General features: G+C 57.5%; 1 protein-coding gene. It reads right to left on the bottom strand.

Translation table 11 applies throughout. The annotated features are described in order from the left end of the window. Positions 1–18 precede the first annotated feature (18 nt). A complete protein-coding gene (locus AB4Y32_RS40315) occupies positions 19–996 on the bottom strand; it encodes an IS110 family transposase (RefSeq protein WP_368726563.1) in 978 nt (325 codons plus the stop codon). Positions 997–1314 lie beyond the last annotated feature (318 nt).

The following is a 1314-nucleotide window of genomic DNA, read 5'->3' as shown; positions in this document are numbered from 1 at the left end:
TAGCAACTGTCTTGGAGGTCAAGCATTTTTGAGGTCCGTCCCATGAAACGATGCGTCCCACGGCCTGCCGGCTTTGACCATCGCGTTCAGAATGGTCAGCAGTTTGCGCATGCAGGCCACGAGCGCGACCTTCTTTGGCTTTCCGGCTTCGACGAGGCGGCGATAGAACAGCCTGATCACTGGGTTGTGACGGGCCGCCACCAGGGCAGCCATGTACAGGACACGTCGCACGCTGCCTCGGCCCCCAAAGATCGTGCGTTTGCCGCGCATCGTGCCCGAATCGCGATTGATTGGCGCGACGCCAATCAGCGAACTGATTTCCCGACGCGTCAGTTTGCCCAGCTCAGGGACTTCGGCAATCACAACTGAGATCGTTGCATCGCCCACCCCCTTAACGGTACGAAGCAACGCTGACAGGTCAGCAAAGTGCGAATGAATATGCCCGCCCATTTCGCTTTCGATACGGGCAATTTCATCCTTCAGCGCCTCGATAATGGTTTCGATGCTTTTTCTGGTTTGGGCATGCGCCAGCGCCAGCCGGTTGCGCTCGGAGACGAGCATCGTGATCAACTGCCGACGCCGTGCAACGATTGCCGCCAGAGCTTGCTGTTCGATGGTCGGCAAGGTCTTGACGAATTTCTCGCGATCGGGATGACGTTCGATCACTTCGCCGAGCTGCGCGAGAATGCGCGCATCTATGCGATCAGTCTTCGCAAGTTTCCCCATCGCACGAGCAAAGTCTCGCGCCTGCCGGGGATTGATCACTGCCACGGCATATCCGGCGGCCTGCAATACGCAAGCTACTGCCATTTCAAGCCCACCTGTGGCTTCGAGGACGATCAGCGCAACCCGATGGCGCGCCAGCTCCTCAAGCAAAGTGTCGAAGCCATCCGCCTTGTTGGAAACACTCAGCGGCGTCGTCTTGACGCCAATCGCGACATCCAGCGTAGCCTTGGAAACGTCAATGCCAACGGTGATCGGTTTCGGATCTGGCAAGCTCGTCACTACCCCTCCTTGTACATGCGAATTTTTTTCAAACAACTGTTCGGGCTTTTGATGAGCGGCTCAGCTCGTGCGCCATTCGCTATCCTGCGGGCTGCAAACCCAAGGTGTCATCAGGCTGCACGAGCCTTGCCAAACCGGCACAAACCAAGGCTGTGGATTTGTGGACGATGCGCCTGCGGCGCACCGGAAAGCTTACCGTGGACAACGCTACGCGTTGCCCACCGCGCTCTCCTTCGCCCACAAGCTCCACAGCCTCCAACTACGAATGAAAAAGAGAAGGTTCAAAACCGGACTTCAAGATACAAGGTG

The organism is Paraburkholderia phymatum, assembly GCF_040965635.1.
GTDB classification, from domain to species: domain Bacteria; phylum Pseudomonadota; class Gammaproteobacteria; order Burkholderiales; family Burkholderiaceae; genus Paraburkholderia; species Paraburkholderia phymatum_B.
The sequence above is the reverse complement of the archived record's forward strand: the minus strand, read 5'-3'. Positions and strand labels throughout refer to the sequence as shown.